This window comes from Trinickia violacea (assembly GCF_005280735.1).
GTDB lineage: Bacteria > Pseudomonadota > Gammaproteobacteria > Burkholderiales > Burkholderiaceae > Trinickia_A > Trinickia_A violacea.
Genome location: NZ_CP040077.1, coordinates 3,535,205 through 3,560,383 on the forward strand (window position 1 = coordinate 3,535,205; position 25,179 = coordinate 3,560,383).

The 25,179-nt window shown below is 63.4% G+C and carries 21 protein-coding genes and 1 other RNA gene; 8 read left to right on the plus strand and 14 right to left on the minus strand.

Annotated elements, in window-relative coordinates; all coding sequences use genetic code 11:
* Positions 1-133: 133 nt before the first annotated feature.
* The 12 genes from lapB to gyrA all read right to left on the minus strand — a co-directional run bounded on the left by lapB (position 134) and on the right by gyrA (position 14,222).
* Positions 134-1,309 (minus strand): lipopolysaccharide assembly protein LapB, encoded by a 1,176-nt coding sequence (gene lapB / locus FAZ95_RS16190; RefSeq protein ID WP_137333373.1) that lies wholly within the window; start codon positions 1,307-1,309, stop codon positions 134-136.
* A 64-nt stretch (positions 1,310-1,373) separates the two neighbouring features.
* The gene (locus FAZ95_RS16195) at positions 1,374-1,667 is read right to left on the minus strand and encodes a LapA family protein (protein ID WP_137333374.1); all 294 of its coding nucleotides are present in this window, start codon (positions 1,665-1,667) and stop codon (positions 1,374-1,376) included.
* A gap of 304 nt (positions 1,668-1,971) precedes the next feature.
* On the minus strand, positions 1,972-2,295 hold the full coding sequence (locus FAZ95_RS16200) for an integration host factor subunit beta (protein WP_137333375.1): 324 nt from the start codon (positions 2,293-2,295) through the stop codon (positions 1,972-1,974).
* Between the two features lie 22 nt (positions 2,296-2,317).
* Positions 2,318-4,048 (minus strand): 30S ribosomal protein S1, encoded by a 1,731-nt coding sequence (gene rpsA, locus FAZ95_RS16205; protein WP_137333376.1) that lies wholly within the window; start codon positions 4,046-4,048, stop codon positions 2,318-2,320.
* Positions 4,049-4,191: 143 nt separating this feature from the next.
* Complete coding sequence (gene cmk, locus FAZ95_RS16210; RefSeq protein ID WP_137333377.1) at positions 4,192-4,878, minus strand: (d)CMP kinase; 687 nt, start codon at positions 4,876-4,878, stop codon at positions 4,192-4,194.
* A 15-nt stretch (positions 4,879-4,893) separates the two neighbouring features.
* On the minus strand, positions 4,894-6,198 hold the full coding sequence (gene aroA / locus FAZ95_RS16215; RefSeq protein ID WP_137333378.1) for a 3-phosphoshikimate 1-carboxyvinyltransferase: 1,305 nt from the start codon (positions 6,196-6,198) through the stop codon (positions 4,894-4,896).
* 11 nt (positions 6,199-6,209) lie between these two features.
* Positions 6,210-7,148, minus strand: a complete 939-nt coding sequence (locus tag FAZ95_RS16220) for a prephenate dehydrogenase (protein WP_137333379.1) — start codon at positions 7,146-7,148, stop codon at positions 6,210-6,212.
* Positions 7,149-7,226: 78 nt separating this feature from the next.
* Positions 7,227-8,339, minus strand: coding sequence for a histidinol-phosphate transaminase (hisC, locus tag FAZ95_RS16225; RefSeq protein WP_137333380.1), 1,113 nt, complete (start codon positions 8,337-8,339; stop codon positions 7,227-7,229).
* 79 nt (positions 8,340-8,418) lie between these two features.
* On the minus strand, positions 8,419-9,501 hold the full coding sequence (gene pheA / locus FAZ95_RS16230) for a prephenate dehydratase (RefSeq protein ID WP_137333381.1): 1,083 nt from the start codon (positions 9,499-9,501) through the stop codon (positions 8,419-8,421).
* 61 nt (positions 9,502-9,562) lie between these two features.
* Complete coding sequence (gene serC, locus FAZ95_RS16235; RefSeq protein WP_137333382.1) at positions 9,563-10,645, minus strand: 3-phosphoserine/phosphohydroxythreonine transaminase; 1,083 nt, start codon at positions 10,643-10,645, stop codon at positions 9,563-9,565.
* A gap of 218 nt (positions 10,646-10,863) precedes the next feature.
* Positions 10,864-11,469, minus strand: a complete 606-nt coding sequence (locus FAZ95_RS16240) for a DUF2059 domain-containing protein (protein ID WP_137333383.1) — start codon at positions 11,467-11,469, stop codon at positions 10,864-10,866.
* Positions 11,470-11,609: 140 nt separating this feature from the next.
* Positions 11,610-14,222 (minus strand): DNA gyrase subunit A, encoded by a 2,613-nt coding sequence (gene gyrA, locus FAZ95_RS16245; RefSeq protein WP_137333384.1) that lies wholly within the window; start codon positions 14,220-14,222, stop codon positions 11,610-11,612.
* 496 nt (positions 14,223-14,718) lie between these two features.
* Here gyrA and ompA point away from each other — a divergent pair, with 496 nt between their 5' ends.
* From ompA to FAZ95_RS16270, 5 genes are all read left to right on the plus strand, one after another.
* Complete coding sequence (gene ompA, locus FAZ95_RS16250) at positions 14,719-15,369, plus strand: outer membrane protein OmpA (RefSeq protein WP_137333385.1); 651 nt, start codon at positions 14,719-14,721, stop codon at positions 15,367-15,369.
* Between the two features lie 227 nt (positions 15,370-15,596).
* Positions 15,597-16,295 (plus strand): bifunctional 2-polyprenyl-6-hydroxyphenol methylase/3-demethylubiquinol 3-O-methyltransferase UbiG, encoded by a 699-nt coding sequence (ubiG, locus tag FAZ95_RS16255; RefSeq protein WP_137333386.1) that lies wholly within the window; start codon positions 15,597-15,599, stop codon positions 16,293-16,295.
* Positions 16,296-16,337: 42 nt separating this feature from the next.
* Positions 16,338-17,051 (plus strand): phosphoglycolate phosphatase, encoded by a 714-nt coding sequence (gene gph / locus FAZ95_RS16260; protein WP_137333387.1) that lies wholly within the window; start codon positions 16,338-16,340, stop codon positions 17,049-17,051.
* Positions 17,052-17,154: 103 nt separating this feature from the next.
* Positions 17,155-17,524, plus strand: a transfer-messenger RNA (tmRNA) gene (gene ssrA, locus FAZ95_RS16265).
* 439 nt (positions 17,525-17,963) lie between these two features.
* Entirely contained in the window at positions 17,964-18,317 is a 354-nt protein-coding gene (locus FAZ95_RS16270; RefSeq protein ID WP_137333388.1) for a hypothetical protein, read from the plus strand.
* 149 nt (positions 18,318-18,466) lie between these two features.
* Here the strand turns inward: FAZ95_RS16270 and FAZ95_RS16275 are convergent, their stop codons facing one another.
* Both FAZ95_RS16275 and FAZ95_RS16280 read right to left on the minus strand, forming a co-directional pair.
* Positions 18,467-18,736, minus strand: a complete 270-nt coding sequence (locus FAZ95_RS16275) for a hypothetical protein (protein WP_137333389.1) — start codon at positions 18,734-18,736, stop codon at positions 18,467-18,469.
* Positions 18,737-18,877: 141 nt separating this feature from the next.
* Positions 18,878-19,978 carry a substrate-binding domain-containing protein gene (locus FAZ95_RS16280; RefSeq protein ID WP_137333390.1) on the minus strand — a complete coding sequence of 367 codons (1,101 nt, stop codon included), beginning with the start codon at positions 19,976-19,978 and terminating at the stop codon, positions 18,878-18,880.
* A 130-nt stretch (positions 19,979-20,108) separates the two neighbouring features.
* On the opposite strand from FAZ95_RS16280, the gene FAZ95_RS16285 reads away from it, so the two are divergent.
* Genes FAZ95_RS16285 through fdhF form a run of 3 tightly spaced genes read left to right on the plus strand, consistent with a single transcriptional unit; the run spans position 20,109 to position 25,149 of the window.
* The gene (locus tag FAZ95_RS16285; RefSeq protein WP_137333391.1) at positions 20,109-20,597 is read left to right on the plus strand and encodes an NAD(P)H-dependent oxidoreductase subunit E; all 489 of its coding nucleotides are present in this window, start codon (positions 20,109-20,111) and stop codon (positions 20,595-20,597) included.
* Positions 20,594-22,153, plus strand: a complete 1,560-nt coding sequence (locus FAZ95_RS16290; RefSeq protein WP_137333392.1) for a formate dehydrogenase beta subunit — start codon at positions 20,594-20,596, stop codon at positions 22,151-22,153. The genes FAZ95_RS16285 and FAZ95_RS16290 overlap by 4 nt, the downstream gene beginning before the upstream one ends.
* An 11-nt stretch (positions 22,154-22,164) precedes the next feature.
* Positions 22,165-25,149 (plus strand): formate dehydrogenase subunit alpha, encoded by a 2,985-nt coding sequence (fdhF, locus tag FAZ95_RS16295; protein ID WP_137333393.1) that lies wholly within the window; start codon positions 22,165-22,167, stop codon positions 25,147-25,149.
* The last annotated feature ends 30 nt before the right edge of the window (positions 25,150-25,179 follow it).

The following is a 25,179-nucleotide window of genomic DNA, read 5'->3' on the forward strand; positions in this document are numbered from 1 at the left end:
TTCTGGTGGTTGATCCCGGTCGTTAACTGGCTGCCGGCGTGCCGCCGATCAATGGCAGCGTTCGTACAGCCGCTTCTACTCCTGTCGAATCGCTCGCCCTGATGGACCACGGGGGCACCAAGGGGCGGCGATCTCAATTCGATGCCGCAATCGGCTCGACACGGCGCGGCGCGTAGGTTTCCCAGCCGCTGCAGCCCGGGCACTGCCAATAGAACAGGCGCGCCCGGAAACCGCAATTTTGACACGTGTACCGTGGCAGATTTTTGGTGCGCTGCTTGATCAGCGTGCGCATCAGCTCCAGCTCGCCGCGCCGCGGCTCATCGGCCGCCGCGATCTGCGCTTCGAGCAAGCGCGTCATGCCGGCCAGATTCGGCGACTTCTGCATCTGCGTACGAGCAAGCGTATGCGCGGCGTCGCCTCCCCGCAGGTCGGCTACGTGCTGATAGGCGACGTCGAGCAAATCGTTCGACGGATAGCGGTCGACGTAGCTCGTCAGCAAATCCGCCCCTTCCGCGGCGCGGCCCAGAGCGGCGTACGCCTTCATCAACTTTTCGGCGACGAGCGGCAGATAGGACGAATTCTGCTCCTCGACACGCTGCCATTCGGCGATCGCCCCGGCGTGATCGCCGCCAGCCGCTTTCACGTCGCCGGCGAGGATCGTCGCACGCACGTTCTGCGGATTCGCTTTCAGCGCGAGCTCGAGCTGCTCGGCCGCGTCGGCCGGTTTCTTCTGCTGCAGCGCCTCCTGCGCGAGCTCGCAATGAAATTGCGCGATTTCCTTGTCGAGCGGTTCTGCACCCATCGTTTCGAGCCGCTGCGCGGTCTCGATCGACTTGCTCCAATCCTTCTCGATTTCGTAAATGGTCAGCAGCGCACGCTGCGCACCAAGCGCATAGTCGCCGCTCTCGAGCCTGCCGAACGTCTCTTCGGCACGGTCCAGCAAGCCGGCCTTCAGAAAGTCCTGTCCAAGCTCGAAGAGCGCGTGGTCCCGCTCGCTGACCGGCAGATCGGCGCGGCCGAGCAGGTTCTGATGCACACGGATCGCACGGTCCGTCTCGCCGCGGCGCCTGAACAGATTGCCGAGCGCGAAGTGCAATTCGATCGTCTCGGGATCGAGCTTGACGACCTCGATGAACGCGTCGATCGCCTGGTCGGGCTGTTCGTTCAGCAGGAAGTTGAGGCCGCGGAAATAAGAGCGGGGCAGATTGGAGCTTTCGGAAAGCAGCGTCTTCAAGTCATAGCGAGCCGCGATCCAGCCGAAGGCGAACGCGACCGGGATGATGAGCAGCCACCAGAAATCGAGATCCATGCGAATGATCGGAAGTGCGAAACACAAATTCCGCGCACCGGGCGGCGCGCGGCACAAAGGCGGTTCAGATCAGCGGCGGCAGCGGCGGCTCTTCGACGACCGGCGGGGTTTCGCGGGCGACGCGCAGATCGCGCTTCAAGCGGCCGTTTTCAAGCCGCAAGCGGATCATCGCCGGAAATGAGGAAATGAGCCCCGCAAGCAAACCGACACCGAAAAAAGCGAGTCCGATCAGAATGAGCGGCGCCTGCCACGCATAGCCGGCCAGGAAATTCAGCGTTGCAGATTGCGTGTTGGCGAGCGCAAGCACGAGCAGCAGCACGAACACCAGCACACGGATCAACCAGACGATAAATCTCATAAAGGCTCTCTAGACTGCGGTTGCGTAATCGACACGGGCTTGGCGGTACATCACGCCGCTTTGCTGCCGCGCAAAAGTGACCCGTATTGTAAAGGAAGCCTTACGCGGCGGGCGAAACCGGCAATGCGCGGTGTGACATGGGCCAAATGGGCGCACGCAAACCTCCCTCCGCACGCCACGCCTTCAACGGGGCTTTGCATGGGACCCAAGTAAGCTCTAAAGCGCTAACAAAAAAAGCGCCCGAAGGCGCTTTTTTTGGGTCTTTGCCGGTCCGGCTAGAGCCATCGACGGCTATCCGCGGAAATCACAGATCGTCGTCGGGCTCTTCGGCTTTCATCGGCTCGCCCGCGCGGCCATCCACTCGCTCGCGCAATTCCTTGCCAGGCTTGAAGTGCGGCACATGCTTTTCAGGCACCAGCACTTTTTCACCCGACTTCGGATTGCGCCCGACACGAGAGGGACGCCGGTTCAGGCCGAAGCTGCCAAAGCCACGAATTTCGATGCGATGGCCATTGGCCAGCGCCTCCGACATCGCATCGAGCATCGTCTTCACCGCGAAATCCGCATCCTTGAGGACAAGTTGCGGAAATCGCGTTGCCAGCTGGGCGACCAATTCCGATTTGGTCATACTGCGGCAGACCTCTTAAGGCTTACTGGTTCTGACCGTCGAGCTTGGCCTTCAGCAGCGCGCCGAGGTTCGTCGTGCCGCTCGCTGCCGAGCTCGTATCGGCTTGCAGGCCGCGGATGGCTTCCTGCTGCTCGGCCGAATCCTTCGCCTTAATCGACAGGTTGATGCCACGCGACTTGCGGTCGATGTTGATGATCATCGCATTGACCTTGTCGCCTTCCTTCAGCACGTTGCGAGCATCTTCCACGCGGTCTTGCGCGATTTCCGAAGCACGCAGGTAGCCTTCGACTTCAGCGGACAGCGCAACCACGGCGCCCTTCGCATCCACCGTCTTGACCACGCCGTCGACGATCGAACCCTTGTCGTTCATCGCAACGAAGTTGCTGAACGGGTCGCCTTCGAGCTGCTTGATACCCAGCGAAATGCGTTCCTTCTCGACGTCGATGCCGAGCACGACCGCTTCCACTTCGTCGCCCTTCTTGTACTTGCGGACGGCTTCTTCGCCGGTTTCGCTCCACGACAGATCCGACAGGTGAACCAGACCGTCGATGCCGCCGGGCAGGCCGATGAACACGCCGAAGTCGGTGATCGACTTGATCGCGCCTTGCAGCTTGTCGCCCTTCTTGAAGTTGCGGCTGAAGTCATCCCACGGATTCGGCTTGCACTGCTTCATGCCGAGGCTGATACGGCGGCGGTCTTCGTCGATTTCGAGAACCATGACTTCGACTTCGTCGCCCAGCTGGACAACCTTCGACGGCGCAACGTTCTTGTTGGTCCAGTCCATTTCCGACACGTGGACGAGGCCTTCGATGCCCGATTCGACTTCGACGAACGCGCCGTAGTCGGTGATGTTCGTGACCTTGCCGAACAGGCGCGTGCCCGACGGGTAGCGGCGCGAGATGCCTTCCCACGGATCGTCGCCCAGTTGCTTGATGCCGAGCGAAACGCGGTTCTTCTCTTGGTCGAACTTGAGGATCTTCGCGGTCACTTCTTGGCCGACCGACAGAACTTCGCTCGGGTGACGCACGCGGCGCCATGCGATGTCGGTGATGTGCAGCAGGCCGTCGATGCCGCCGAGGTCCACGAACGCGCCGTAGTCGGTGATGTTCTTGACCACGCCTTCGACGATCGCGCCTTCCTTGAGCGTTTCGAGCAGCTTCGCGCGCTCTTCGCCTTGGGTCGCTTCGATCACGGCGCGGCGCGACAGCACGACGTTGTTACGCTTGCGGTCGAGCTTGATGACGCGGAATTCGAGGGTCTTGCCTTCGTACGGGGTCGTGTCCTTGACCGGACGCGTGTCGACGAGCGAACCCGGCAGGAACGCGCGGATGCCGTTGACCATGACGGTCATGCCGCCCTTGACCTTGCCCGTGATCGTGCCGGTCACGAGTTCGTTGTTGTCGAGGGCCTTTTCCAGCGACAGCCACGAAGCCAGACGCTTCGCCTTGTCGCGCGACAGGATCGTGTCGCCGTAGCCGTTTTCCAGCGCGTCGATCGCGACGGAAACGAAGTCGCCCGCCTGCACTTCTACCTCGCCCGCGTCATTCAGGAACTCTTCGAGCGGGATGTAGGCTTCGGACTTGAGACCAGCGTTGACGACCACGAAGTTGTGGTCGACGCGCACGACTTCGGCGGAGATCACTTCGCCGGCGCGCATGTCTTGCTTGGTCAGCGACTCTTCGAACAGAGCCGCAAAGGATTCGGTATTCGGGGTGGAAGTTTGCAGGTCGGACATAAAAATCGAAATTTGCATGGTTTTTCGCATTGCCTGCCCGGCGGTTAAAGGACCGGGTACTGCGGCGCTACAGCGAAAGCCATACGGGGTTAAGGGTTAAAACACGCTCCGCGCCAATCGCGGAACACCTACTGCCAGCCGCGGCGCGCGACCGATACGGATCACGCGCGCGATTGAGGCGCCTGGTACCACCGCACCACTTGTTCGACCGCTTGGTCGATCGAGAGAGCCGAGGTATCGAGCAGCTTCGCATCTGCCGCAGGCTTGAGCGGCGCGGCGACGCGCTGACTGTCGCGCTCGTCGCGTTCACGCAAATCCCGAAGCAAGTCATCTATGTTAGCAGAAAATCCTTTTTGGATCAATTGCTTATGCCGTCTCGCGGCGCGAGCCTCGACACTGGCCGTCAGGAACACCTTCAGCCCCGCATCGGGAAAGATCACGGTGCCCATGTCGCGACCGTCCGCGACCAGCCCCGGTTCCTTGCGGAACGCCCGCTGACGCGCCACCAGCGCGGCTCTCACCGGCGCGTGCACGGCGATGGCCGACGCCCGGTTGCCGATCGCCTCCGCGCGAATTTCGGTCGAAACGTCCACGCCGTCGAGCTGCGCCAGACCCTCGCGGAACGTGATATGGAGATCGCCGACCAGCTTCGCAAGCTCGTCCGGCGCGTCGGGCGGCACGTCGTAGTGCACGCTCGCCAGCGCGGCCAGCCGGTACAGCGCCCCGCTATCGAGCAGGTGAAAGCCCAAATGGGCGGCGACCAGCGTGGCCACCGTGCCTTTGCCGGAGGCCGTCGGGCCGTCGATCGCGATGACGGGCGTCTGGTGAAAGGGGCGAGTCGATTTCATCGATAAAAACGTCGGTCAGGTCGCGGCGAGCGTCTTGAAGCGCTCGAAATAATCGGGGAAGGTCTTGCCGACGCACTTCGGATCGTTGATCCGCACCGGCACGCCGCCCAGCGAGACGAGCGAGAAGCACATCGCCATGCGGTGGTCGTCGTAGGTGTCGATGGCGGCGTTCGGGGTCAGCTGAGCGGGGGGCGTCACGATCAAGTAGTCGGCGCCCTCTTCGATCGTCGCACCAACCTTGCGCAGCTCGGTCGCCATCGCGGCAATCCGGTCGGTTTCCTTCACGCGCCAGCTCGCGATGTTGCGCAGCGCGGTCGGGCCGTCGGCGAACAACGCGGCGACCGCGATCGTCATCGCAGCGTCGGGAATCAGATTGAAGTCCATGTCGATCGCTTCGAGCTTGCCGTGGTCGTGGCCGACGCCGCGCACTTCGATCCAGTCGTCGCCCATCGTCACGTTCGCGCCCATCTTCATCAGCGCGGTCGCAAAGCCCACGTCGCCCTGGATGCTCGCGCGCCCCACGCCCTCGACGCGGATCGGCCCGCCGCCCAGCGCACCGGCCGCGAGGAAGTACGACGCCGACGACGCGTCGCCCTCGACCATGATCGAGCCCGGCGACTGGTAGCGCACGCCGGCCGGCACGGTGAAGCGTTGCCAGCCTTCACGCTCGACGGTCACGCCGAAGCGTTCCATCAGCTTGATCGTGATCTCGATGTACGGCTTCGAGATCAGCTCGCCCTCGACCTCGATCACGATCGAGCCGCTTTGCGAACGCACGAGCGGCAGCGTCATCAGGAGTGCAGTCAGGAACTGGCTCGACACGTCGCCGCGCACGCGGATCGGCGCGTCGACCGAGACCCGCGCCGCGTGGATCTTGAGCGGCGGGTAGCCCTCGTTCAGCTCGTAGTCGATCTTCGCGCCGATTTGACGCAGCCCGTCGACGAGGTCGCCGATCGGCCGCTCGTGCATGCGCGGCACGCCGTGCACGCGGTATTCGCCGCCGTTGACGGCCAGCGCGGCGGTCAGCGGACGAATCGCCGTGCCCGCATTGCCCAGGAACAGATCGGCCTGTTGCGCGACGAACGCGCCGCGCGTGCCCGTTACGACGCACACGTCGCCATCGCGCTTGAATTGCACGCCGAGCTTTTCGAGCGCGTCGAGCATGACGCGCGTGTCGTCCGAATCGAGCAGGTTCGTGATCGTCGTTTCGCCTTCCGCAAGCGCCGCGAGCAGCAGCACGCGGTTCGAGATGCTCTTCGAGCCGGGTAGCCGGACGGTGCCGGACGCACGGGAGAACGGTCCGAGGTCGAGATATTCCATGGTCAGTCCTGTTATTTCGAGGGGCTGGCGCCGGCAGCGGCCTTGCCGCCGCGCTCCTGCCATTCAGTGCGGGCCTTGCGCGAACGTGCGAACGCGGCTTCGAGCGCTGCGCCGTCGCCGGCTTCGATCGCCGCGCGCAAGCGCGCGAGCACGGCCGTGTAGGCGTCGAGCTCTTCCAGCAGCGCTGCGCGATTGGCGACGCAAATGTCGCGCCACATTTCCGGGCTTGACGCGGCGATCCGCGTGAAATCGCGGAACCCGCCGGCGGCAAACGAAAACTTCAGATCGGCGTCCGGCGCTTCGAGAATCTGCTCGACGAGCGCAAACGACAGCACATGCGGCAAATGGCTCACCGACGCCAGGACGCGATCGTGCTGCTCCACGCTCATCTGCCGGACCACGGCGCCAGTCGCAAGCCACATCGCCTCGATGCGCGCGACATCGGCAGGCGAATTTTCGGGCAACGGGCACAGTACGACATTGCGCCCGGCGTACAGCTCGGGGAGCGCCGCCTCGACACCGCTCGATTCGCGTCCGGCGATCGGATGGCCCGGCACGAACTGGTTGATACGAGGCCCAAGCGCCGCACGTGCGGCAGTGACGACGTCGGACTTGGTGCTGCCCGCGTCGGTGACGATGGTCGCATCGTCGAGAAACGGTGCGATTCGCGTGAGCAACGGCTGCGTCTGCGCGACCGGCGCCGCGAGCAGAACGATATCGGCGCCCGCCAGCGCGTCGCGCAACTGCGCGTCGTCGCCGATTGCAGCGAAACTGTCGATGACGCCCAACTCACGCGCCCGCTCGACCGACGACACCGAGCGGCCAACGCCGATCACCGTGCCGCGCTGCCCCGCCTGCTCCGGCTGACGCTCGCGCAACGCGCGCGCGAGCGATCCGCCGATCAGCCCGACACCGAAAATCACCAGTTTGTTGAATGAAAACGCGGTCACGACGGACAGACTAAAAAAGCGCGCGACGAGCCCAAGCTCGCGCGCGCGGAATGAAAACCAACCGCCCGGGCCTGCCGGTCAGGCAGGCGCAAGCGCCTTTTCGAGCGCGGCGATGAACGCCTCGTTTTCTTCCGGCAAGCCGATCGTCACGCGCAGCCACTGCGGCAACCCATAGTTGCCGACCGGCCGCACGATCACGCCCTGCTTCAAGAGCGCCAGATTCACACGCGCACCGGCGCCGTCGTCGTTACCGACGCGCACCAGCACGAAGTTGCCGTACGACGGCACGTATTCGAGATCGAGCTTGTCGAACGCCTCCGTCAGCCGGCGGTAGCCCGCCGCGTTGAGCGCCGCGCTCTTTTCGAGGAACGCTCGGTCGTTCAGCGCCGCGACGGCCGCAGCTTGCGCGAGCGTGTTCACGTTGAACGGCTGGCGCAAGCGGTTCAGCAAATCGGTCAGCTCCGGCTGCGCGATCGCGAAACCGACGCGCAATCCCGCGAGACCGAACGCCTTCGAGAACGTGCGCGACACGAGCAGGTTCGGAAAACGTCGGGTCCAGGCGATCGAATCGTAGCGCTTGTCCGCGGCGAGATACTCGGTGTACGCCTCGTCGAGCACCACGACCACGTTCTTCGGCACCTTCTCGAGAAACGCTTCGAGCGCCGGGCCTTCGATGAACGTGCCGGTCGGGTTGTTCGGATTGGCGACGAACATGAGACGCGTGTCGGCATCGATCGCCTTCAGCATCGCATCGAGGTCATGGCCATGCTTCATGGCGGGCACGACGATCGCACGCGCGCCGATGCCTTGCGTCGCGAGCCCATACACGGCGAACGAGTATTGCGCATAGACGATCGACTGACTCTTCTCGACGAGCGCATGCGCGGCCAGTTCAAGAATGTCGTTGCTGCCGTTGCCGAGCGTGATCCAATCCGCCGGCACCCCGTAGTGCTCGCTCAATGCGGCCTTCAGCTCGAACGCGTTCGCATCCGGATAGCGGCCGAGATCGGCGGCGGCCTGCGCCATCGCTGCCTTCGCCGACTCCGGCATGCCAAGCGGATTTTCGTTCGATGCCAGCTTCACGATGTGCGCTTCATCGAGGCCAAACTCGCGGGCAACTTCCGAAATCGGCTTGCCGGCGACGTAAGGCGCGATCGCGCGCACATAGGAAGGGCCGTATTGCGTTGTCATGTATGTCTCCAGATCGGACTTGCTAGTAGTAAGCGATGGGGCGCGAACGAAGCGACCGAAAGCAGCCAGTAGCGGCGCTTCAGCGCGCGCGCGGATACGAGCCCAGAATCTTCAGGAACGCGGCCTTCTTTTCGAGCTCGACAAGCGCGGCGGCGACCGGTGCATCGTCGCGATGCCCTTCGACATCGATATAGAAGTAGTACTCCCACGTGCCGACGCGCGCCGGACGCGACTCGAAGCGCGTCATCGAGACGCCATGGCGCGCGAGCGGCTCGAGCAGCTTGAACACCGCGCCGGGTTCATTCTTCACTGACACGATCAGCGAAGTCTGATCGCGCCCGCTCACGCCTGCCGGATCCTTGCCGATCATCACGAAGCGCGTGCGGTTGTGCGGATCGTCCTGGATGAGCGCGTACGCAACCTGCAAGCCGTAGTGCGCCGCCGCGCGATCGCCGGCAATCGCGGCGACACTCGGGTCCGCCGCTGCCAGGCGCGCGGCTTCCGCGTTGCTCGACACCGCTTGGCGCTCCAGATGCGGCGCGTTGGTCGAGAGCCAGCGCTGACATTGCGCGAGCGCCTGCGCATGCGCGCAGACGCGCGTCACGCCGGTGAGCCCGCCGCTTTGCGTCAGCAGATTGTGATGAATCGGCAACGCGAGCTCGCCGCCGATCACGAGCTGCGTCTGCAACAGCAGATCGAGCGTGCGCGACACCGCGCCTTCGCTCGAATTCTCGACCGGCACGACGCCGAATTCGGCGGAGCCCGCCTCGACCGAGCGAAACACTTCGTCGATCGACGGGCACGCAAGACCTTCGATCGCATGACCGAAGTATTCGTACATCGCCTGCTCGCTATAGGTGCCGATCGGCCCCAGAAAAGCGGCCCGCACCTGCTGCTCGAGCGCCCGGCTCGCGGCCATGATCTCGCGCCAGATCGCGCTGATGTGATCGCCCGCGAGCGGCCCGGCGCTCATGTCCTGCAAGCGCGCGATGACCTGCTGCTCCCGCTCGGGCCGGAACACCGGTGCGTTGTAATGCTTCTTGACCTCGCCCACTTCGAGGGCGATCGCCGCGCGCTGATTGAGCAGCGCGATCAGCTGCGCATCGATCGCATCAATGCGATCGCGCAGCGGTTTGAGCTTGGTATTGAGTTCGTCGTCCATGCGTAATACGGCCGTATGAAAGTAAGCGCGCCGCCTATCAGATCGAAGCAGATCGAAGCGATCAGGCCTGGCGCTGTTCGAATTCCTTCATGTACTCGACCAGCGCCTTGACGCCTTCGAGCGGCACCGCGTTGTAAATCGACGCCCGCATTCCGCCGACGGACTTGTGGCCCTTCAGCTGCAACAGCCCGCGCGCCTTCGCGCCGGCGAGGAAATCTTCGTTGCGCGACTCGTCCGCGAGGAAGAACGGCACGTTCATCCGCGAACGCGACGCGCGTTCAACCTTGTTGACATAGAAGGCGCTCGAATCGATCGCGCTGTACAGCAGCTTCGACTTTTCGATGTTGCGCGCTTCGATCGCCTTCAACCCGCCCAGCTTTTTCAGCCACTTGAACACCAGGCCCGCAATGTAGATCGCGTAAGTGGGCGGCGTGTTGTACATCGAATTGTTCTCGGCGACGGTCTTCCACTCGAACGCCGACGGGCAGATCGGCAGCGCCCGGTCGAGCAGGTCCTCGCGCACGATCACGACGGTGACGCCGGCCATGCCGATATTCTTCTGCGCGCCCCCGTAAATGGCGCCGAACTTCGCGACGTCGAGCGGGCGCGACAGGATGTGCGACGAGACGTCCGCCACGAGCGGGATATCGCCGAGGTCGGGAATGTCGAAGGTTTCGACGCCGTGAATGGTCTCGTTCGTGCACAGGTGCACGTAGGCGGGATCGTCGGACAGCTGCCATTCGGCACGAGCCGGCGAGCGCGTGAAGCCGTCGGCGGTCTGGCCGCTTGCGGCCAGGTGCGGCGCGCAATACTTGTGCGCTTCCTTGAAGGTCTTCTGCGACCATGAGCCCGTCAGGACAAAATCAGCGGTCTCTTTCGTGCCGAGCAGGTTCATCGGCACGATCGCGTTCTCTCCGAGGCCACCGCCCTGCAGAAATAGAATGCGGTGGCTGGCCGGCACGTCGAGCAGGTCGCGCAGGTCGGCGAGCGCCTCTTCGTGGATCGAGATGAATTCCTTGCCGCGATGGCTCATTTCCATCACGCTCATGCCGCTGCCGCGCCAATCGAGCATCTCGTCGGCAGCTTGGCGCAGCACTTCTTCAGGCAGCGCCGCAGGTCCGGCGGAGAAGTTAAAGACGCGCATCGTGGGAACCCCGAAAGAAGGCGCAGCGGCGAAAAGAAAACCCCAAAAACCGCGCCTAAATAGAAAATGGCCGTCTGCGCTCTCGCGCAAACGGCCATTATCGCACTGTCACCGGCAAGCCGCCAAACCAAGGCGCCCTGCCGGCCCGGCCGATCCGCCGCGATTGGGCCCGCGAAAGAACCCTTGGAGCCCTCAGCGGATCTTACGACCGGCTCATTTTACTTGGCGGGCTTGACCGCCGCGACTTCCTTGTCGGCCTGGTCGCGCGTCGCTTTGATCGATTGCGGCATGTACTTTTGCATCAAGCCGTTCACGACATCGCGGCCCACCTGGTCTTGCACCTGGATGAACTTGCGGCCGGTCGGGCTCTTGTAGAACGCCGTCAGGTCCTTGATTTCCTGCGTGCTGTAGTACTTCGCGTACGCGTCGTATTGAGCCTGCATCGCGTCTTGGCGGAACGAATCCGTCGCGAACACTTGGCCCGCCGAGTCAACCAGCTTCGGCACCGCGTTCTTTTGCAGCGCCGGCACGGAAGCTTGCTTTTGCTTGTCCGTCAGCGTCTTGTTTTCCGACAGCGCGTCCGACAGGATCGCCGGGACCAGCTGCTTCGCTTGCATTTGCGCGCTATTGCCGATTGCGCCAACGAGCTTCTGCGCGTCGATGGCGTCGAGCAAGTCCTTGATCGCGGCTTGCTTGGCGGGATCGACCGGAGCTGCAGCGGTTGCCGTCGTGTCGGCCGGCGCTTGATTCTGGAGCGCTTGCGCCATCGCGAAGGTCGGCACGAAAGCAGCCAGCAGCATCCATTGCTTGAATCGTTGTTGCATCATTACTCCCTAAAAGAAATAGTCGAATTGCTTGACGCACGAAGCGTAGCGCAACACGGTGTTGCGAGGTCATTCGCTTCGCGCGGTTCTCCTTGCGGTTACTTTTTCGCGACGCCTGTCATGCACGACTCGCGTGCTGATCAACCTTCGCCGTTTTCGTCATCCGCCGCGGCACCTTCGGCATCACCTTCGCCATCCGCCTCAGCGATCTGCTGCAGGCCGGAAAGCTTGGTGCCGTCATCAAGGCTGATGAGTGTAACACCTTGCGTTGCACGGCCCATTTCGCGAATCTCCGACACGCGCGTCCGGATCAGCACGCCGGTGGTCGTGATCAGCATGATCTGGTCCTCGGGGTCGACGAGCGTGGCCGCCACAACCTTGCCGTTACGCTCCGACGTCTGGATCGCGATCATCCCCTTCGTACCGCGCCCATGGCGCGTGTACTCGGTGATCGGGGTCCGCTTGCCGTAGCCGTTTTCGGTTGCCGTGAGCACCGACTGCTGCTCGCTGCCCGCCACCAGAAGCGCGATCACCTGCTGCCCTTCGTCGAGCTGCATGCCGCGCACGCCGCGCGCTTCACGCCCCATCGGGCGCACGTCGTTCTCGTCGAAACGCACTGCCTTGCCCGAATCCGAGAACAGCATGACGTCGTGCGCGCCATCGGTGATCGCGGCGCCGATCAGGTAATCGCCCTCATCGAGACCGACCGCAATAATACCCTTGCGCAATGGCCTGCTGAAAGCCTCGAGCGGCGTCTTCTTGACGGTGCCCAACGCCGTCGCCATAAAGACGAACTTGTCCGCCGAGAACTCCTTCACCGGCAGCACGACGTTGATCTTCTCGCCTTCCTGCAGCGGGAACATGTTGACGATCGGACGGCCGCGCGCGTTGCGCGAGCCTTGCGGCACTTCGTAGACCTTCACCCAATAGACGCGGCCGCGGTTCGAGAAGCACAGGATGTGGTCGTGCGTGTTCGCGATGAAGAGCGTGTCGATCCAGTCGTCTTCCTTCATCTGCGTGGCCTGCTTGCCGCGGCCACCACGCTTCTGCGCGCGATATTCGGACAGCGGCTGCGATTTCACATAGCCCGCGTGCGACATCGTGACAACCATGTCCTGCGGCGTGATCAGGTCCTCGGTGTTCAGCTCGGTCGCGTTCATCTCGATCTTCGAGCGGCGCGCGTCGCCGAACTCGGCCTTCACTGCCGTGAGCTCGTCGGTGATGATCGTCGTGATGCGCTCCGGACGCGCGAGGATGTCGAGCAAATCGGCGATCTGCGCCATCACTTCGCGGTATTCGCCGATGATCTTGTCCTGCTCGAGACCCGTCAGGCGCTGCAGGCGCATCTGCAAAATTTCCTGCGCCTGCGTATCGGACAGCTTGTAGAGACCGTCGCCCTGCATCCCGAACGCGGGGTTCAAACCTTCCGGACGGTATGCCTCACGGCCACCCGCCGCAGCGTTCTCGGTCTCCGCGCGCGACAGCATTTCACGGACGAGCGAGGAATCCCACGGCCGCGCCATCAATTCCTGCTTGGCGATCGGCGGCGTCGGCGCAGCCTTGATGATCGCGATGAATTCGTCGATGTTCGCGAGCGCGACGGCGAGACCCTCGAGCACGTGGCCGCGTTCGCGCGCCTTGCGCAGTTCATATACAGTGCGCCGCGTCAGCACTTCCCGTCGATGCGACAGGAACGCGCCAAGCATTTCCTTGAGATTCAGGAGCTTAGGCTGGCCGTCGACGAGCGCGACCATGTTCATGCCGAACGTGTCCTGCAGCTGGGTCGCCTTGTACAGATTGTTGAGGACGACCTCGGGCACCTCGCCGCGCTTGAGCTCGATCACGACGCGCATGCCGCTCTTGTCGGACTCGTCGCGAATGTCCGAAATGCCCTCGAGCTTCTTCTCGTTGACGAGCTCGGCGATCCGCTCGAGCAGCGAGCGCTTGTTAACTTGATACGGCAGCTCGTCGACGATGATCGCCATGCGCTGGCCGCGATCGATTTCCTCGAAGTGCGTCGCCGCGCGCATCACGACACGGCCTCGGCCGGTGCGATAGCCGTCGCGCACGCCCGCGACGCCGTAAATGATGCCGGCGGTCGGGAAATCGGGAGCGGGAATGATTTCGATCAGCTCATCGATGCTCGCCTCGGGGTTCTTCAGCAGATGGTGGCAGGCTTCGACGACTTCGTTCAGGTTGTGCGGCGGGATGTTGGTCGCCATGCCGACCGCGATCCCCGACGAACCATTGATCAGCAGATTGGGGATGCGCGCGGGCAGGATCAGCGGCTCGTTCTCGCTGCCGTCGTAGTTCGGACCGAAATCGACGGTTTCCTTATCGATATCCGCAAGGAGTTCATGGCCGATCTTCGCCATGCGGATTTCGGTGTAACGCATCGCGGCGGCGTTGTCGCCATCGATCGACCCGAAATTGCCCTGCCCGTCCACCAGCATGTAGCGCAGCGAAAAGTTCTGCGCCATCCGGACGATCGTGTCGTAGACCGCGGTATCGCCGTGCGGATGGTATTTACCGATCACGTCGCCGACGATACGCGCCGACTTCTTATAGGCACGGTTCCAGTCGTTGTTGAGTTCGTGCATCGCGTACAGAACGCGCCGGTGCACTGGCTTCAAGCCGTCGCGGACATCGGGAAGCGCACGCCCCACGATCACGCTCATCGCGTAATCGAGATACGAACGGCGCATTTCCTCCTCGAGGGAGATTGGCAGAGTCTCTTTGGCGAATTGATCCATTATCCGTATCTTTTCCAAGCGAAAATACGCGCCAAAGTCAATAACTTTGAGCTATTTTCGCATTGGCGCCGCAAACGCAGCGCATCACGCGATTCTACCATGCGGCGCAACCGCGCCCGCCGCAGGTACGTACTCCCCATTGCACGACGACCGCGAAGCCGCTGTGAAGCGCTTTCGCCACGTTATCGGCGAGACGATTTTTCTTCGCAGCAGGCACGCGTCATGCGGTCTCCCGGGCGCCGCAGAAGCCCGCCAGGCTTACTGTTGCGCATGCACCACAATTGTGTTGGGGGATCGGAACGCTCGGGAATTTTTTTTCGTGGGTCGGGAACTGTATGGCAAAATGCCAACGCACTTGGTTAGACATTGCTCGAAGTGTCTTCAGGGCCCGGCGTTTTTGTGCCGCACCAATGTTATACTTCGAGCAATGTATGACTTGTCTTCGTCAACAGGCTCGCAGTAAACCTGCGGTAATCTCAATTTCGAGAGGAGAAATATGAATAAACTTTCAAAGCTCGCGTTCATTGCAGCTACCGCAGTTATGGCTGCATCCGCTTCGGCACAGTCGGTGCCGGCGTCGCGACAACAAACGAACGACAACTGGGTGAACGGCACCGGCGAATACGTGTGGATGAACGGCACGAACGAGCTTTGCTGGCGCGATGCGTTCTGGACCCCCGCAACGGCTAACGCAAAGTGCGATGGCGCACTGGTCGCGCAAGCTCCGACGCCGCCGGCTCCGGCTGCTCCGGCCGCTCCGGTCATCACCAGCCAGAAGATCACGTATCAAGCTGACACGCTGTTCGACTTCGACAAGGCTGTCCTGAAGCCGGCCGGCAAGGAAAAGCTGGACGATCTGGCTACGAAGATCCAAGGCGTGAACCTGGAAGTCGTCGTTGCAACGGGCTACACGGACCGCATCGGTTCGGACAAGTACAACGACCGTCTGTCGCTGCGCCGCGCTCAAGCTGTGAAGGCATACCTGGTCAGCAAGGGCATCGAAGCCAACCGTATCTACACCGAAGGCAAGGGCAAGCGCAACCCGGTTACGACGGGCTGCAACCAGAAGAACCGCAAGCAACTCATCGCCTGCCTCGCGCCGGATCGCCGCGTGGAAGTCGAAGTTGTCGGTACTTCGAAGCAGTAAGCTGCACGATACCGCAGTATCAAAGCCCCGCTTCGGCGGGGCTTTTTTTATGTCGATCCGGAGTTAGCGCTTCAGCGCTGACTCCAGGCCCACAGTGAGCCGATCCGGACTTGGGGCGCGAGCTGCGCTGGCTCGTTCCACTCGTTTTGCCCCCGTTCGCCGGCACCTATATACTCGGGCCTAACCCGCAGTCCCCATCCAACGCTCTTCGCAAAACCGCTTCCGCCATGACCAACGCCGATCCCCATGAGCTGCAGAAATTCAGCGATCTCGCCCATCGGTGGTGGGACCCGAACGCCGAATTCAAGCCGCTGCACGAGCTGAACCCTGTTCGACTCGCCTGGATCGACGCACATGCTCATCTGGCCGGCAAGCGCGTGCTGGACATTGGTTGCGGCGGCGGCATCCTGTCTGAATCGATGGCGGGATTGGGCGCACAGGTCAAGGGCATCGATCTGTCGACTCAGGCGCTCGGCGTGGCCGATCTGCATAGTCTCGAAAGCGGTGTGAGCGTCGAGTACGAAGAGATCGCAGCGGAAGCGCTTGCGGCACGCGAGCCGGGTACCTATGACGCCGTCACCTGCATGGAAATGCTCGAGCACGTGCCGGACCCGAGCGCCATCGTCGCGGCATGTGCCACGCTGGTGAAGCCGGGCGGCTGGGTCTTCTTCTCGACGCTCAACCGCAACGTCAAGTCGTATTTGTTTGCTGTGATCGGCGCCGAGTACATCGCGCAGATGTTGCCGAAAGGCACGCACGACTATGCGCGCTTTATCCGCCCATCGGAGCTGGCGGGGTTCGTGCGGGCGGCCGGTTTGCACAGCCACGATATCAAGGGCATCACTTACAACCCGCTCTCCAAGCATTTCGGATTGTCCGACGACACGAGCGTGAACTATCTGTTCGCGTGCCGGCGCGGTGCCTGATTCGCGCGCCGACCCCAACTCTTTCCGTTCCCGATTGACCTCATGAGCGACCCCACTCCCCTGCCGCAGCGCGAAAGCGACGACGCGTCGATCGGCTTGTGCCAAGCCGTCCTGTTCGACCTCGACGGCACGCTCGCGGACACCGCACCCGACCTCGCCGCCGCCGTCAACAAGATGCGGCACGACCGCGGTCTCGAGATGCTGCCGCTCGACGAGTTGCGCCCTCTCGCGTCCGCCGGCGCGCGCGGCCTGATCGGTGGCGCGTTTGGAATCGGGCCCGAGCACCAAGGGTTCGCGTCGATGCGCGAAGAGTTTCTTGCCAATTACGAAGCCGATTTGTGCATCGAAACGACGCTCTTTCCTGGCATCGGCGAAATACTCAACGAGCTGGACGAGCGCGGCGTGCGCTGGGGCATCGTCACGAACAAGGCTGCGCGCTTGACCGATCCTCTTGTCGAGTTGCTTGGCCTCGACATGCGGGCGGGCTGCGTCGTTAGCGGGGACACGACGCCGCATTCGAAGCCGCATCCGGCGCCGCTCCTGCACGCGGCAAAAGAACTCGATATACAGCCGGAGCGAGTCGTGTATGTCGGCGACGATCTGCGTGACGTGCAAGCTGGGTTTGCGGCGGGTATGGTCACCGTCGCCGCTGCCTACGGCTACTGCGGAACGGACCTGCCGCCGACTCAATGGCACGCGCAGCATGTCGTGCAATCCACGGGCGAGCTGCAGCGGCTGCTGCGCGAGATCAGCTGACCCATCCCTCGCCGAGGCAGTTGAAGATTCCCTGCCGCCTCGCTCTTTACCCCGCGAGGCGCACCAAGCGTCGAGGTTCTGTGGGATAATCCTCAGTTCCACAGGGGCCGACCTGGTTTCGACGTGGATAACGAAGCAGCTCAGGGCATACCGAGGACCCGTCACCTCGTTAATCAATGGGAAAAACGTAACTGCAAACGACGATACGTTCGCACTGGCAGCCTAAGGCCGCCGTCCTCTGCCTGGCTCACTGACGGGTCAGCGTCGCAAGACCGGTAGCAATACCGCCAGAGGTCATTTACGTCAGTTAAGCCTTGGCGGCGTCACGACGCCCGGGTCGAAAACCTAGTGAATCGCCGAAACGAAGCGTGTTCGTCCGCGTCGGTGCGGTTAAATCAAATGACAGAACTAAGTATGTAGAACTGGTTGCGGACTATTTGCGGACGCGGGTTCGATTCCCGCCGGCTCCACCAAGACACTCATCCTGACAAGTTTCAGGAATTCATGAAAACCCCGCCGAGCGCAGCTCTCGCGGGGTTTTTTCTTTACGGCTCCGCCCACCCCGGTTGCGCCACCGATTTCCCAAAGAAGCCAGCTCTTTCATCCTTCCTCGATGGATGCGCGCGTGTCGGCGCCACGTAGACTCTCCGCAGTCGTTGCTCACCGAAACGCAGTAGACACAAGGACCCTTCACGATCGAACCACGCGGACGTATCCATGCCTAACGCCGAACGCGCGATTTTCGAGACAGCTGCGCCGCAGTGCCTGCCCATGAGTTATCCGTGTATCGATTACGCGCATATCGGTATGCCTGCAGGCCGGCAAAACCTGCCCCGTATCGCCCCCGATTGAACGGCCATCGACGCAACGACTACATTGAAATCGCACTGCCCTCGCCCCAAAGGCAAAACCATGAACACACTTGCCCTCCTCGCCGCCGTGCCCGCAGTCCTCGCGATTGCCGCTTGCAGTTCGCCCAACGTCCAGGAAGTTCGCTCGTCGGAACCGGTCGTCTTCGTGCAATCGCAACGCGCGCCGGGCGATATATCGAGTTGCCTGCAAAGCAGAATCGATGGCCTTCGAATGAGTACCGGCAATGGCTCGACGGAATTGATGGTCGGCCACGGCTCGGAGAATTACGCGTGGCTCATTACGTTGATGCCGTCCGGCTACGGCTCGGTGGTGAAGGTGCAGAAATCGCCCGGCGACGACGGTTCGGTGCCGGAGCCTGAAATGCGCTTCGATATCGCGCGGTGCACGACGTAAGCAGCGCTTCGCGCGCTCGCGGCAAGGACGGCGACGACAGCCCTTGACGCCGCACGCGAGCGATCAGTCGCTACTGTGGGCCAGGGCCCGTTTTCCGCGCGTAACAGACCCCTGCGAAACCCCAGCAAGACCCCAGCGACGCGGCTTGTTTAGTTGTCGTCTTGCGGGCACTGCAGATTGCACCCGTCCGGGTTCCCGAGATCGCCCTGCTTACGCATCTTCGTTGTAGGCCCGTGCTGGTACTTCTTCGACGGCGCCGATGCCGCAAACTCCAACTGCGGGTGCTGTTGAAGCTGAAACTGGTCCTGCAGGATGCCACCCGGCACCCCTGGGGAGTTCTGCGCGAAAGCAAGCGACGTGACGGCAAACAATGCGCCTGCCGCAGCCGCGGCAGCGCAAGCGTTGATAAGCAATTTCATAGCGATTCGATGCCGCGTGACGCGGACTGAAGAACAAAACGGAACATCGGAAGGATAGAGCGTAACGCAGAACGGCATAGCCACGCAGCGAAGTATTACGGGCGTAACGCAAAACCCTACCGATCGAACCCTTTGCCCGCTCTAGCGCGAAGCGCTCTCGGGCACGGCCGCGCCGCGCAATCCGCTCGTCACATCGACGATCGTCCCGCAATGCGCCGGGTCGTAACCCGCGAGATGGGCCACCGTCGCTCGGAACGCGTCGCTTTGCAGCGTCTGCAGGACCGGTGCGAGCGGAGCCGTTGCGAGCGGCGCGCGCTCGCACGCGAAGTAATAGTCCTCGTCGACGATCGGGATGAAGTCGAGCCCGAAATGGTGAGCGGCCGGTTCGACGCCGAAGCCGAGGTCGGCCATGCCGCTCGCGACGAATGCCGCTATCGCCGAATGCGTCAGCTCCGCCGACGCGTAGCCGTTGATGCGCTCGGGATCGATGCCGATGCCGCGCAGCGCCAGGTCGAGCAGCATCCGTGTACCCGAGCCCGGCTGGCGGTTGACGAAGCGCACGTCGTCGCGAGCCAGGTCGTTCAAGCCGCGAATCCCCTTCGGATTGCCTTTTGGCAGGAAGAGCCCCTGCTTGCGTTGCGTCAGATGAATCAGCACGTGCCGCTGCGGATCGAGCCAGCGACGGTAGACCGCCGCGCATTTCTCACGGAACGCACCACGCGGCAGGTGAAACCCGGCGAGGTCGCATTCGCCGCGCGCAAGCGCCGTCACGGCCTCGGCACTGTCGCGGTACTTGATATCGACCGAGGCGGCGTCGCGAGCCACCAGCGCCGTCACAAGCGCCGCAACCGCGTAGCCATGCGACGCCTGAATCCGTACCGCACCGCCGTGCTGCCCGAGCCGGCGGTTCAACTCGCTCGCCACCTCGCTCGCGAGCGCCTGCATATTGCCGTCGAGCCGCTCGGCACATAGGCGTTGCGCTCGCACGACGGCCTGCCCCAAATCCGATAGCGCGGACCCCTTGCCGCGCGCCTTCGCAATCAGCGCGCCTCCCAGGCGCTCCTCGATCGCGCGCAGCATGCCCCACGCGTGGCGATACGAGAGGCCTTTTTGCGCGGCCGCCTGGGCGATGCTGCCCGTTTCGTCGACGAGCGCAAGCAGCGGCACGACATCGGTCAGGCTCGTTTCGCGGCCCGCGCTATCGACCACCACCAGTTGCGCCTTGCAGTCGATCTGGATCATTTATGCAGTGCTTCTTCCTATTGCGAAAGGCTTACTGTCCGCCTATCGTTGTGGGATAAACCATACACCAAAGCATATATGCGCTTCATATGATCAACAAGTGCATATTTGATCTTGGAGGAGCCCCACTTTGGACAACCCCGCCGCCCCGGCCGCATCCGCGCCGGAAGAACTCGTCCGCCGCCATGCGAAGTCCGGCGCGTCCCTGATCGCCGTGCTGCACGCGATTCAGGACGAAGCCGGTTTTATCCCGCCGGAAACGGTCGCGCCGCTTGCGCGCGCGATGAACCTGTCGCGTGCCGAAGTGCATGGCGTCATCACCTACTACCATCATTTCCGCACCCGCCCCGCCGCGCGCGTGACCGTGCAGCTCTGCCGCGCCGAATCGTGCCGCAGCATGGGGACGGAGGCGCTCGCGCAGCACATCGAAGCGCGCACGGGCTGCCGTTTCGATGCCGAGCACGGGCCGGACCTCGGGCTCGAATCGGTATATTGTCTCGGGCAATGCGCGCTGTCGCCGGCGATGATGATCAATGACACGCTCTATGCGAAAGTCACGCCGCAGAAGTTCGATGCGCTGATCGACGCCGCGTGCGCGAAGCAGAAGGAGCCGGCATGACTCGCGTCTACGTCCCCCGCGATTCTTCAGCGCTCGCGCTCGGCGCGGATGCGCTCGCTGACGCGATCGTCCGCGAGGCAGCAAGCCGCGGCCTCGCCGTCGAATTGGTGCGCAACGGCACGCGCGGCCTGCTGTGGCTCGAGCCGCTCGTCGAAGTCGAGACGCCGGCGGGCCGCATCGGCTACGCGAATGTCGATGAAGCCGACGTCGCGTCGCTTTTTGACGCCGGGTGGCTCGCCGGCGGCGAGCAGGCGCGGCGCGTAGGCCTCGTCGACGAGATGCCTTATCTCAAGCGCCAGCAACGCCTCACGTTCGCGCGCATCGGCATCACCGATCCTCTTTCCATCGAGGACTACCTCGCGCACGAAGGGCTCGCCGGCCTGAAAGCCGCGCTCGCGATGGACAGCGCCGCCGCCTGCGAAGCGCTCGTCGACTCGGGCCTGCGTGGACGCGGCGGAGCGGCGTTCCCCGCGGGCATCAAGTGGCGCACGGTGCGCAATGCGCAAGCGGCGCAGAAATACGTCGTCTGCAACGCGGACGAAGGCGACTCCGGCACGTTTTCCGACCGCCTCGTCATGGAAAGCGATCCTTACTGCCTGATCGAAGGGATGATCATCGCGGGGATCTCGACCGGCGCGACGCAGGGCTACATCTACGTACGCAGCGAATATCCGCATTCGATCGCCGCGCTCAACGCCGCGATCGAGAAAGCACGCGCGGAAGGCTGGCTCGGTGCGAGCGTGCTCGGCTCGGCGCATCAGTTCGAACTCACGGTGGCGAAGGGCGCGGGCTCGTACGTCTGCGGCGAAGAAACCGCGATGCTCGAATCGATCGAAGGCAAGCGCGGCATCGTGCGCGCGAAGCCTCCGCTGCCGGCGCTCTCCGGCCTCTTCGGCCAGCCGACCGTCATCAACAACGTGATCACGCTCGCAACCGTGCCGATCATCTTCGCGCGCGGCGCGAAGTTCTATCGCGACTTCGGCATGGGCAAATCACGCGGCACGCTGCCGTTTCAACTGGCCGGCAACGTGAAGCACGGCGGGCTCGTCGAGCTGGCGTTCGGCGTCACGCTGCGTGAGCTGCTGTTCGACTTCGGCGGCGGCACCGCGAGCGGCCGACCGGCGCGCGCCGTGCAAGTCGGCGGGCCGCTCGGCACCTATCTGCCCGAAAGCCAATGGGATATCCCGCTCGACTACGAAGCCTACGCCGCGGTCGGCGCGGTGGTCGGGCACGGCGGGCTCGTCGTGCACGACGACACCTCGAATCTCGCCGAACTCGCGCAATACGCGATGCACTTCTGCGCGCTCGAATCCTGCGGCAAATGCACGCCGTGCCGGATCGGCTCGACGCGCGGTGTCGAAGTGATCGAACGCATCCGCGATGGCGACACTTCGGAGAAGCAAGTGCAGTTGCTGCGCGACCTGTGCGACACGATGGTATCCGGCTCGCTCTGCGCGATGGGCGGCATGACGCCCTTCCCCGTGCTTTCCGCCCTTGAACATTTTCCCGAAGACTTCGGTCTTCGCCCGGCCCAGCCCAACAAGGCTGCGGCTTGATGGAGCCCGCTATGTCCGACGTCTCCCCAATTCAAGCAACTGCCGGCGCCGCGAAGGAAGTCCCTTCGGGGGGCGGCTGCGGCTCAGGCAACTGTGCATGCAAGTCCGAAGCTTTGGTGCGGACCACCCGTGCCCGGTCGCCTTATGACGAAACCGACTACGGCACGCCGTTCGTCCACGCCGATACCGATGTCACGCTCGACATCGACGGATGCCTCGTCACCGTGCCCGCGGGCACGTCGGTGATGCGCGCGGCGATCGAAGCCGGCGTCAACGTACCGAAGCTCTGCGCGACCGATTCGCTCGAAGCGTTTGGTTCGTGCCGGCTGTGTCTCGTGGAAATCGAAGGCCGCAAGGGCTATCCGGCGTCGTGCACGACGCCGGTCGAAGCCGGCATGAAGGTGCGCACGCAAAGCGATCGCCTACAGGCGCTGCGCCGCAACGTGATGGAGCTCTACATCTCCGATCACCCGCTCGATTGCCTCACGTGCCCCACGAACGGCAACTGCGAGCTGCAGGACATGGCGGGTGTCGTCGGCTTGCGCGAAGTGCGCTACGGCTATGACGGCGCGAACCACCTGCACGACCAGAAGGACGAGTCGAACCCCTACTTCACCTACGATCCGTCGAAGTGCATCGTCTGCAACCGCTGCGTGCGCGCGTGCGAAGAAACGCAAGGCACGTTCGCGCTGACGATCGCCTCGCGCGGCTTCGAATCGCGCGTGGCGGCCAGCGAGAGCCAGCCGTTCATGGAATCCGAATGCGTGTCATGCGGGGCGTGCGTGGCCGCCTGCCCGACCGCGACGCTGCACGAAAAGACCATCGCCGTGCTCGGCCAGCCCGAGCACTCGGTCGTGACGACTTGCGCGTATTGCGGCGTCGGATGCTCGCTGAAAGCGGAGATGAAGGGCAGCCAAGTCGTGCGGATGATGCCGAACAAGAACGGCGAAGCGAACGAAGGCCATGCGTGCGTGAAGGGCCGCTTCGCGTGGGGCTACGCGACCCACAAGGACCGCATCACGAAGCCGATGATCCGCGCCAAGATCACCGACCCGTGGCGCGAAGTCAGCTGGGACGAAGCGCTCACCTACGCGGCGTCGGAATTCCGCCGCATTCAGGCGAAGCACGGGCGCGATTCGATCGGCGGCATCACGTCGTCGCGCTGCACGAACGAGGAAACCTACCTCGTGCAAAAGCTCGTGCGCGCCGCGTTCGGCAACAACAATGTCGACACCTGCGCGCGCGTCTGTCACTCGCCGACCGGCTATGGCCTGAAGACGACGCTCGGCGAATCGGCGGGCACGCAGACGTTCGCATCGGTCGAGCACGCCGACGTCATCATGGTGATCGGCGCGAATCCGACCGACGGCCACCCGGTGTTCGCGTCGCGCCTGAAACGGCGTCTGCGGCAAGGCGCGAAGCTGATCGTCGTCGATCCGCGGCGCATCGATCTCGTCGATACGCCGCATGTGAAGGCGCAGTACCACTTGCCGTTGCGTCCGGGCACGAACGTCGCCATCGTCAACGCGCTCGCGCACGTGATCGTGACCGAGGGGCTCCTCAACGAGGCGTTCATTGCCGAACGCTGCGAGACCCGCGCGTTCGAGCAATGGCGCGCGTTCGTCGCCCTGCCTGAGAACGCGCCGGAAGCGACCGCCGATGTGACGGGCGTGCCGGCCGAGCGGGTGCGCGCCGCCGCGCGCCTCTATGCGACGGGCGGCAATGCCGCGATCTACTACGGTCTGGGCGTCACCGAGCACGTGCAAGGCTCGACGACGGTGATCGGCATCGCCAATCTCGCGATGGCGACCGGCAACGTCGGCCGCGAAGGCGTCGGCGTCAATCCGCTGCGCGGCCAGAACAACGTGCAAGGCTCGTGCGACATGGGCTCGTTCCCGCACGAGCTGCCCGGCTATCGCCATATCGGCGATGCCACGGTGCGCGCGGAATTCGAAGACGCATGGCACGTGACGCTGCAACCCGAGCCGGGCCTGCGTATCCCGAACATGTTCGACGCCGCGCTCGACGGCAGCTTCAAGGGTCTGTATTGCCAGGGCGAAGACATCGTCCAGTCCGATCCGAATACCCAGCATGTGTCGGCGGCGCTGTCGTCGATGGAATGCATCGTCGTGCAGGACATCTTCCTGAACGAAACGGCGAAATACGCGCACGTCTTCCTGCCCGGTTCGTCGTTCCTCGAAAAAGACGGCACGTTCACGAACGCCGAGCGCCGTATCTCGCGCGTGCGCCGCGTGATGCCGCCCCTTAGCGGCTACGCCGATTGGGAAGTCACGCAACTGCTCTCGAAGAAGCTCGGCTACGAGATGGACTACGCGCATCCGTCGGAAATCATGGACGAAATCGCGCGCCTCACGCCGACCTTCCACGGCGTGTCGTTCGACTTGATCGACAAGCTCGGCAGCATTCAGTGGCCGTGCAACGAGCATGCGCCCGAAGGCACGCCGATCATGCACGTCGACGAGTTCGTGCGCGGCAAGGGCAAGTTCGTGATCACGCAGTTCATCGCGTCGCCGGAAAAAGTGACGCGCAAGTATCCGCTGCTGCTCACGACGGGCCGCATCCTGTCGCAGTACAACGTCGGCGCGCAGACGCGCCGCACCGATAACGTCCGCTGGCACGACGAAGATCGCCTCGAGATTCATCCCGATGACGCCGCCGAACGCGGCATCAAGACGGGCGACTGGGCCGGCATCGAGTCGCGTGCGGGGCAGACGGTGCTGCGCGCGCTCGTCACCGAGCGGATGCAGCCGGGCGTCGTCTACACGACGTTCCACTTCCCCGAATCGGGCGCGAACGTCATTACGACCGACAACTCCGATTGGGCGACCAACTGCCCCGAGTACAAGGTGACGGCCGTGCAGGTCACGCCGGTCGAGCAGCCTTCGCAATGGCAGAAGCAATATTCGCGCTTCAACGCCGAGCAGCTCGACTTGCTGCGCCAGCGCGAACCCGCGAACGCGACGAGCGGGAAATGACGAAGCCGAAGCCGGGGCCTGGCGCTTGCC

What these genes read in the sequence shown, in the direction of transcription:
- FAZ95_RS16200 (WP_137333375.1), bottom strand. Translation starts at nt 2,295, where the DNA reads ATGACCAAATCGGAATTGGTCGCCCAGCTGGCAACGCGATTTCCGCAA.
- gph (WP_137333387.1), top strand. Translation starts at nt 16,338, where the DNA reads ATGAGCGACCCCACTCCCCTGCCGCAGCGCGAAAGCGACGACGCGTCG.
- FAZ95_RS16280 (WP_137333390.1), bottom strand. Translation starts at nt 19,978, where the DNA reads ATGATCCAGATCGACTGCAAGGCGCAACTGGTGGTGGTCGATAGCGCG.
- lapB (WP_137333373.1), bottom strand. Translation starts at nt 1,309, where the DNA reads ATGGATCTCGATTTCTGGTGGCTGCTCATCATCCCGGTCGCGTTCGCC.
- rpsA (WP_137333376.1), bottom strand. Translation starts at nt 4,048, where the DNA reads ATGCAAATTTCGATTTTTATGTCCGACCTGCAAACTTCCACCCCGAAT.
- FAZ95_RS16240 (WP_137333383.1), bottom strand. Translation starts at nt 11,469, where the DNA reads ATGCAACAACGATTCAAGCAATGGATGCTGCTGGCTGCTTTCGTGCCG.
- FAZ95_RS16195 (WP_137333374.1), bottom strand. Translation starts at nt 1,667, where the DNA reads ATGAGATTTATCGTCTGGTTGATCCGTGTGCTGGTGTTCGTGCTGCTG.
- FAZ95_RS16275 (WP_137333389.1), bottom strand. Translation starts at nt 18,736, where the DNA reads ATGAAATTGCTTATCAACGCTTGCGCTGCCGCGGCTGCGGCAGGCGCA.
- cmk (WP_137333377.1), bottom strand. Translation starts at nt 4,878, where the DNA reads ATGAAATCGACTCGCCCCTTTCACCAGACGCCCGTCATCGCGATCGAC.
- ubiG (WP_137333386.1), top strand. Translation starts at nt 15,597, where the DNA reads ATGACCAACGCCGATCCCCATGAGCTGCAGAAATTCAGCGATCTCGCC.
- gyrA (WP_137333384.1), bottom strand. Translation starts at nt 14,222, where the DNA reads ATGGATCAATTCGCCAAAGAGACTCTGCCAATCTCCCTCGAGGAGGAA.
- ompA (WP_137333385.1), top strand. Translation starts at nt 14,719, where the DNA reads ATGAATAAACTTTCAAAGCTCGCGTTCATTGCAGCTACCGCAGTTATG.
- serC (WP_137333382.1), bottom strand. Translation starts at nt 10,645, where the DNA reads ATGCGCGTCTTTAACTTCTCCGCCGGACCTGCGGCGCTGCCTGAAGAA.
- pheA (WP_137333381.1), bottom strand. Translation starts at nt 9,501, where the DNA reads ATGGACGACGAACTCAATACCAAGCTCAAACCGCTGCGCGATCGCATT.
- aroA (WP_137333378.1), bottom strand. Translation starts at nt 6,198, where the DNA reads ATGGAATATCTCGACCTCGGACCGTTCTCCCGTGCGTCCGGCACCGTC.
- FAZ95_RS16290 (WP_137333392.1), top strand. Translation starts at nt 20,594, where the DNA reads ATGACTCGCGTCTACGTCCCCCGCGATTCTTCAGCGCTCGCGCTCGGC.
- fdhF (WP_137333393.1), top strand. Translation starts at nt 22,165, where the DNA reads ATGTCCGACGTCTCCCCAATTCAAGCAACTGCCGGCGCCGCGAAGGAA.
- hisC (WP_137333380.1), bottom strand. Translation starts at nt 8,339, where the DNA reads ATGACAACGCAATACGGCCCTTCCTATGTGCGCGCGATCGCGCCTTAC.
- FAZ95_RS16270 (WP_137333388.1), top strand. Translation starts at nt 17,964, where the DNA reads ATGAACACACTTGCCCTCCTCGCCGCCGTGCCCGCAGTCCTCGCGATT.